The organism is uncultured Stenotrophomonas sp., assembly GCF_913778665.1.
Classification (GTDB): domain Bacteria; phylum Pseudomonadota; class Gammaproteobacteria; order Xanthomonadales; family Xanthomonadaceae; genus Stenotrophomonas.
This window is the reverse complement of the sequence record NZ_CAJYVQ010000002.1, coordinates 810,359-816,539: the sequence shown is the minus strand read 5'-3', so window position 1 is coordinate 816,539 and position 6,181 is coordinate 810,359. Positions and strand designations below refer to the sequence as shown.

7 protein-coding genes are annotated in these 6,181 nt (G+C 65.7%); 1 reads left to right on the top strand and 6 read right to left on the bottom strand.

The window, feature by feature from the left end:
* Nucleotides 1-77: 77 nt before the first annotated feature.
* The 5 genes from QZ853_RS04715 to QZ853_RS04695 all read right to left on the bottom strand — a co-directional run bounded on the left by QZ853_RS04715 (nucleotide 78) and on the right by QZ853_RS04695 (nucleotide 3,754).
* On the bottom strand, nucleotides 78-863 hold the full coding sequence (locus QZ853_RS04715) for a succinate dehydrogenase iron-sulfur subunit (protein WP_295571112.1): 786 nt from the start codon (nucleotides 861-863) through the stop codon (nucleotides 78-80).
* Between the two features lie 66 nt (nucleotides 864-929).
* Complete coding sequence (sdhA, locus tag QZ853_RS04710) at nucleotides 930-2,720, bottom strand: succinate dehydrogenase flavoprotein subunit (protein ID WP_295571109.1); 1,791 nt, start codon at nucleotides 2,718-2,720, stop codon at nucleotides 930-932.
* A 31-nt stretch (nucleotides 2,721-2,751) separates the two neighbouring features.
* Nucleotides 2,752-3,138, bottom strand: coding sequence for a succinate dehydrogenase, hydrophobic membrane anchor protein (sdhD, locus tag QZ853_RS04705; protein WP_154263180.1), 387 nt, complete (start codon nucleotides 3,136-3,138; stop codon nucleotides 2,752-2,754).
* Nucleotides 3,135-3,527, bottom strand: a complete 393-nt coding sequence (sdhC, locus tag QZ853_RS04700; RefSeq protein WP_005409076.1) for a succinate dehydrogenase, cytochrome b556 subunit — start codon at nucleotides 3,525-3,527, stop codon at nucleotides 3,135-3,137. The genes sdhD and sdhC overlap by 4 nt, the downstream gene beginning before the upstream one ends.
* Before the next feature lie 56 nt (nucleotides 3,528-3,583).
* A complete protein-coding gene (locus QZ853_RS04695; RefSeq protein ID WP_005409075.1) occupies nucleotides 3,584-3,754 on the bottom strand; it encodes a DUF1674 domain-containing protein in 171 nt (56 codons plus the stop codon).
* 39 nt (nucleotides 3,755-3,793) lie between these two features.
* Between QZ853_RS04695 and QZ853_RS04690 the strand changes: the two genes are divergently transcribed.
* Nucleotides 3,794-4,669: a folate-binding protein gene (locus QZ853_RS04690; RefSeq protein WP_295571104.1), complete on the top strand. Its 876-nt coding sequence runs from the start codon at nucleotides 3,794-3,796 to the stop codon at nucleotides 4,667-4,669.
* A gap of 116 nt (nucleotides 4,670-4,785) precedes the next feature.
* Here the strand turns inward: QZ853_RS04690 and ugpC are convergent, their stop codons facing one another.
* Complete coding sequence (gene ugpC, locus QZ853_RS04685; RefSeq protein ID WP_295571102.1) at nucleotides 4,786-5,868, bottom strand: sn-glycerol-3-phosphate ABC transporter ATP-binding protein UgpC; 1,083 nt, start codon at nucleotides 5,866-5,868, stop codon at nucleotides 4,786-4,788.
* Nucleotides 5,869-6,181: the final 313 nt, after the last annotated feature.

The following is a 6,181-nucleotide window of genomic DNA, read 5'->3' as shown; positions in this document are numbered from 1 at the left end:
CTCGAACGACGAAGTTCTCGACGGACGCTTCTCGACTTCGCTCGAAGCTGCTCGAACCGAACGGTAGTGACACCGGATCAGATGATCCGCTCGACTTCCATCTTCTTGATCTCGGCGATCGCCTTGGCGGGGTTCAGCCCCTTGGGGCACACGTTGGCGCAGTTCATGATCGTGTGGCAACGATACAGGCGGAAGGGATCCTCCAGCTCGTCCAGACGCTCGCCGGTCATCTCGTCGCGACTGTCGGCCAGCCAGCGATAGGCCTGGAGCAGGATCGCCGGGCCCAGGAACTTGTCGCTGTTCCACCAATAGCTGGGGCACGAGGTCGAGCAGCAGGCGCACAGGATGCACTCGTACAGGCCGTCCAGCTTCTTGCGGTCTTCCGGCGACTGCAGGCGCTCGCGGTCCGGCGGTGCCGGGGTCTGGGTGCGGATCCACGGCTTGATCGACGCGTACTGCGCGTAGAAGTGGGTCAGGTCCGGAACCAGATCCTTGACCACGTTCATGTGCGGCAGCGGATAGATCGGCACTTCCTTCTTGCCGCAGTCCGAGATGGCCCGGGTGCAGGCCAGGGTGTTGGTGCCGTCGATGTTCATCGCGCACGAACCACAGATACCTTCGCGGCAGGAGCGGCGGAAGGTGAGGGTCGGGTCGATCTCGTTCTTGATCTTGATCAGGGCGTCCAGGACCATCGGGCCGCAGGCGTCCAGATCGACTTCATAGGTATCGGTGCGCGGGTTGCTGTCGTCGTCCGGACTCCAGCGGTAGATCTTGAAGGTGCGCACGTTCTTGCCGCCGCTCTTGACGGGGAAGTGCTTGCCCTTCGTGATCTTGGAATTCTTGGGGAGTGAAAACTCGGCCATGGCTGCTCTCGTTGGCTCAGGCGGCCCGCGCCCTCGGGCGCGGATTGCATGGTAGGCGGGGTCGGATCAGTACACGCGCGGCTTCGGCGGCACCACGGACACGTCGTCGGTCAACGTGTACATGTGCACCGGACGGTAGTCGAAGCTGCACTTGCCCTTCTCGTCGACGCTGACCAGGGTGTGCTTCTGCCAGTTGACGTCGTCGCGGTCCGGATAGTCCTCGTGCGCATGCGCGCCGCGGCTTTCCTTGCGCTGTTCGGCCGAGTTGATCGTCGCCACCGCGTTGAGCAGCAGGTTGTTCAGCTCGTAGGTCTCGATCAGGTCCGAGTTCCAGACCAGCGAACGGTCGGAGACCTTCACGTCCTGGAACGAGTCGAAGATCTTGTCCATCTTCTCGCAGCCTTCCTTCAGCGTCTGGCTGGTGCGGAAGACGGCGGCGTCGGCCTGCATGGTGCGCTGCATGCGATCGCGGATGACCGAGGTCGGGGTGTCGCCGTTGGCGTGGCGCAGCTTGTCCAGCAGGCCCAGCGCCTTGTCGCAGGCATCGGCCGGCAGCGGCTTGTGCGACGCGCCCGGCTTGATGGTCTCGGCGCAGCGGTTGGCCACCGCACGACCGAACACCACCAGGTCCAGCAGCGAGTTCGAGCCCAGGCGATTGGCGCCGTGCACGGACACGCAGGCCGCTTCGCCGATGGCGTACAGGCCCGGCACTACGGCATTGTCGTTGTCGCCGACCTTCTGCACCACTTCGCCGTGGTAGTTGGTCGGGATGCCACCCATGTTGTAGTGCACGGTCGGGATGACCGGAATCGGCTGCTTGTGCACGTCGACGCCGGCGAAGATGCGGGCGCTTTCAGCGATGCCCGGCAGCTTGTCGTCGATCACGCCCGGGCCGAGGTGGGTCAGGTCGAGCAGGATGTGGTCCTTGTGCTCGCCGACGCCGCGGCCTTCGCGGATCTCGATGGTCATCGAACGGCTGACCACGTCGCGCGAGGCCAGGTCCTTGTAATGCGGCGCGTAGCGCTCCATGAAGCGCTCGCCGCTGCTGTTGCGCAGGATGCCACCTTCACCGCGGACCCCCTCGGTGATCAGGCAGCCGGCGCCGTAGATGCCGGTCGGGTGGAACTGCACGAACTCCATGTCCTGCATGGCGATGCCGGCACGCATGGCCAGGCCGCCACCGTCGCCGGTGCAGGTGTGCGCCGAGGTGGCGCTGAAGTAGGCGCGGCCGTAGCCGCCGGTGGCCAGCACCACGCCCTGGGCGCGGAACAGGTGCAGGGTGCCGTCGGACATGTCCAGGGCCAGCACACCGCGGCAGGCGCCTTCATCGTCGAAAATCAGGTCGAGCGCGAAGTACTCGATCATGAAGCGCGCGTCGTGCTTCAGCGACTGCTGGTACAGGGTGTGCAGCATCGCGTGACCGGTACGGTCGGCCGCCGCGCAGGTACGCTGCGCCGCCGGGCCTTCGCCGTACTTGGTGGTCATGCCACCGAACGGGCGCTGGTAGATCTTGCCTTCAGCGGTGCGCGAGAACGGCACGCCGTAGTGTTCGAGCTCGATGATGGCCGGGATGGCCTCACGGCACATGTATTCGATGGCGTCCTGGTCGCCCAGCCAGTCCGACCCCTTGATGGTGTCGAAGAAGTGGTAACGCCAGTCGTCCTCGCCCATGTTGCCGAGTGCGGCCGAGATACCGCCCTGGGCGGCAACGGTGTGCGAACGGGTCGGGAAGACCTTGGTCAGGCACACGGTCTGCAGGCCCTTGGCGGCCAGGCCGAACGTGGCGCGCAGGCCGGCGCCGCCGGCGCCGACCACGACCATGTCGTACTTGTGTTCGGTGATCTTGTAAGCGGACATCTAATCTGGATTCCTGTGTTGGTGCCTGGGCTCAGGCAACGCCGAGGGCGATGCGGCCCACCGCAAACACACTGACGATCATGCCGAGCACGGCGACGAACTTCACCGCGGTCTGCAGCACCAGGGCCAGCAGCGATTCGTGGATGTAGTCTTCCAGCACAACCTGCATGCCGAGCTGCGCGTGCCAGAACATTGCGATCAGCAGGCCGATCAGCGGCACTGCATTCCACGGCTTGGCCACGGCGGCGGCGGCGGTCGCGTAGTCCGAGCCCAGCAGGCTCAGCACGAAGACCAGGAACCAGATGCCCAGCACCACCAGCGCGGCAGCGGTCAGGCGCTGGTGCACGAAGTGCTCGGTGCCGGTCTTGGCCGAGCCAAGGCCGCGCACGTTCTTCAGCGGGGTACGGAACTTGCTCACGCGGCACCTCCGAACATCACATAGGCCCACACCAGCAGGGTGATCACCAGGCTGCCGGTGACCGACAGCCAGCTGCTGCGGATGAAGGCGGGGATGCTGAAGCCGATGGCGAAGTCCTGCACCACATGGCGGATGCCATTGCACAGGTGATAGGCGAACGACCATGTCCACGCGAACAGGAACACGCGGCCATACCAGGCCCCGGCATGGCCGGTGAAGCAGTTCCAGGACTCGGGCCCCATCATCAGGGCCAGCAGGCCGGCAGCGATGATGAGGGCACCAACAGACAGAAAGACGCCAGTGGCTCGATGCAGGATCGAGGTGGCCATCTGAATCTGCCAGCGATACACCTGAAGGTGCGGGGAAAGTGGGCGTTGTCTGGTCGCCATTCGCTGGGCTCGTTGTCTCGGCTGGGCGGCACACGGCCGCGTTGGCTCAATGCTGATCAGAAATCGATGCAGCGTCCGTTTTTCTCCCAATCGCCATACCGCACCGGATCAAGTCCGCCGCGGCCGCCGAATTCCTCTGCTTTTTCCTGCTCCACGGGCACGGGTGCCGCGGGGACCAGCGGGGCTTCAGATTCGTCGTCGGGAGTGGGGGTTGTTTGGCCTATCATGTTCGGTCTCGCAACGCACAAATTTTAGACCTCGTTCACGTGCCTGACAACCTGCCCCCTGCTTTCGTCGGATATCCGCGCCTGCCCGGCCACCAGCTGCTGAGCCTGCAGGGCGTGGATGCGGCCGTTTTCGCCCATGCCCAGTTCAGCAGCGACGCCACCGCACTGCCCCTGCTGCACTGGCAGTGGAGCGCCTGGTTGAGCGCCAAGGGCCGCACACTGGCAGTGTTCCAGCTGCTTCGGCTGGCCGAGGACCATGTGATGCTGGTGCTGGCCGACGGCGATGCCGATGCGATTGCGTCGCAACTGCAGCGCTTCGTGTTCCGCCGCAAGGTGAAGGTGCAGGTTCGCAGCGACCTGGCCGTGGCCGGAGCGTTCACTGCGCCGGAGGCTGCCAGCGGCGCCGCGATCGCGCAGGCCGCAGGTGATGGGTGGGAACTGGACCTGGGCAGCGATGCCCTGCCGCGCACCCTGCGCATTGGCGCCGCTGATGCCTTTGCCGCTGGCAGCGAAACCGATGAGGCCGCTTTCGCCCTGGCCTGGCGCCAGGCCGACCTGCGCTACGGCCTGCCACGGCTTGAGCAGAGCCAGCGCGAAGTGTGGACCCCGCAGCAGCTGGGGCTGGATCGCCTGAACGGCTACAGCGTGAAGAAGGGCTGCTATCCGGGCCAGGAGATCGTCGCCCGCACCCACTTCCTCGGCAAAGCCAAGCGCGCGGTGCAGCTGCTGCAGACCGCAGCGCCGGCACAGGCCGGTGATGGCGTGCAGCAGGACGGCGCAGTGCTGGGCACGATTGCCAGCGTGGCCGGTGAGCTGGCGTTGGCGGTGTTGCCGCTGGAGGCTGGCGACGCCGAGCTGCAGGTGGCTGGCGCCGTGGCGCAGCGTGTGCCGCTGCTGGACGGGTTGGCGCGCTGAATCCAGAGGTGTTCATCCACGCATGGCGTGGACCTGCTGAACCCGCCTTCTGCAAAGCCGAGCCCATGCTCGGCATCTCCTGAACTGCAGCCGAGCGTGGGCTCGGCTCTACAGGGTCAGAGGCGCTCGCCGGTTTCTGCGTTGAAGAAGTGCAGGCCCTGGGGGTGGATCGCTACGCGGATGTCCTCGCCCACTGCCGGCAACGCCTGCGGCGCCACGCGCATGGTCAGCGCATGCTGGCCACTGCTGAGGTTGACGAAGATTTCGTTGCCGACCGGCTCGATGCCTTCGATGCGTGCGCTGAACGCATGCGCATCGTCGGCGGCCGCCGGCTGCAGATGCTCAGGGCGCACGCCCACCGCGATCGGCTTCTGCAGCCAGGCCGGGTCGATCGTGGCCTGGCCCAGCGGCGCGCGCCACTGCCCATCCACGACGGTCACACCACCGGCATCGCCCTGCAGCGTGCCGCGCAGCACGTTCATCGCCGGGCTGCCGAGGAAACCGGCCACGAACAGGTTGGCCGGGCGGTCGTACAGCGCCATCGGCGTATCGATCTGCTGGATGACGCCGTCCTTGAGCACCACGATGCGCTGGCCCAGGGTCATCGCTTCGACCTGGTCATGGGTCACGTAGATCATGGTGGTGCCCAGCTTGCGGTGCAGCTGCGCGATCTCGGTGCGCACGCTGTGGCGCAGCTTGGCATCGAGGTTGGACAACGGCTCGTCGAGCAGGAACACCGCCGGCTCGCGCACCAGCGCACGGCCCAGTGCCACGCGCTGGCGCTGGCCACCGGACATCGCCTTCGGCAGCTTGTCCATCATCTCGGTCAGGCCCAGCGTCTGCGCCGCCTCGGCGATGCGCTTGTCGATGGTCGCCTTGTCGTGGCCGCGCAGCTTCAGGCCGAAGGCCAGGTTCTCGGCAACGGTCATGTGCGGGTACAGCGCATAGCTCTGGAACACCATGGCAATGTCACGGTCCTTCGGCGCCACGTCGTTGACCACGCGGTCGCCGATGCTCAGCGTGCCGCCGCTGATCTCTTCAAGTCCGGCCACCATCCGCAGCAGGGTCGACTTGCCACAGCCGGACGGGCCGACCAGCACCATCAGCTCGCCATCGGCCACCTCGAAGGTGGCGTCCTTCACCGCGACCTGGCCGTTGTCATAGACCTTGCGCACACCCTGCAACTGCACTTTTGCCATATCACCTATCCGGTCCGCCCGAAGCCGGGCTGTCTTTTGGGACTGCCTCGGCCCTCCCGATGGCAGTGATGATTGCGCGCTTGCCGCATGACGGCGAGCACTGCAATCGAATACAGTTGCCCATTCTGCCATGTAAACGTTTTCACGTGGCACTATCCGATGATCGGTGCGCACCGATCTGCGTCGGCGGTGGAACGAAGCTTCCGCCGGGGCAGTGGTTTCGAATGGAACGGTCTCCCGGTGCCCGGTAGAACGCCCCCGACGAAGCTCGGACAGGCAGTTGCGCGGATGTCCCCCGAACCCAGCCATGAAG

Bases quoted from the DNA above. Each gene is read 5' to 3' on its own strand.
- sdhC (WP_005409076.1), bottom strand. From the start codon at position 3,527: ATGGCGACCAGACAACGCCCACTTTCCCCGCACCTTCAGGTGTATCGC.
- QZ853_RS04715 (WP_295571112.1), bottom strand. From the start codon at position 863: ATGGCCGAGTTTTCACTCCCCAAGAATTCCAAGATCACGAAGGGCAAG.
- sdhA (WP_295571109.1), bottom strand. From the start codon at position 2,720: ATGTCCGCTTACAAGATCACCGAACACAAGTACGACATGGTCGTGGTC.
- ugpC (WP_295571102.1), bottom strand. From the start codon at position 5,868: ATGGCAAAAGTGCAGTTGCAGGGTGTGCGCAAGGTCTATGACAACGGC.
- QZ853_RS04695 (WP_005409075.1), bottom strand. From the start codon at position 3,754: ATGATAGGCCAAACAACCCCCACTCCCGACGACGAATCTGAAGCCCCG.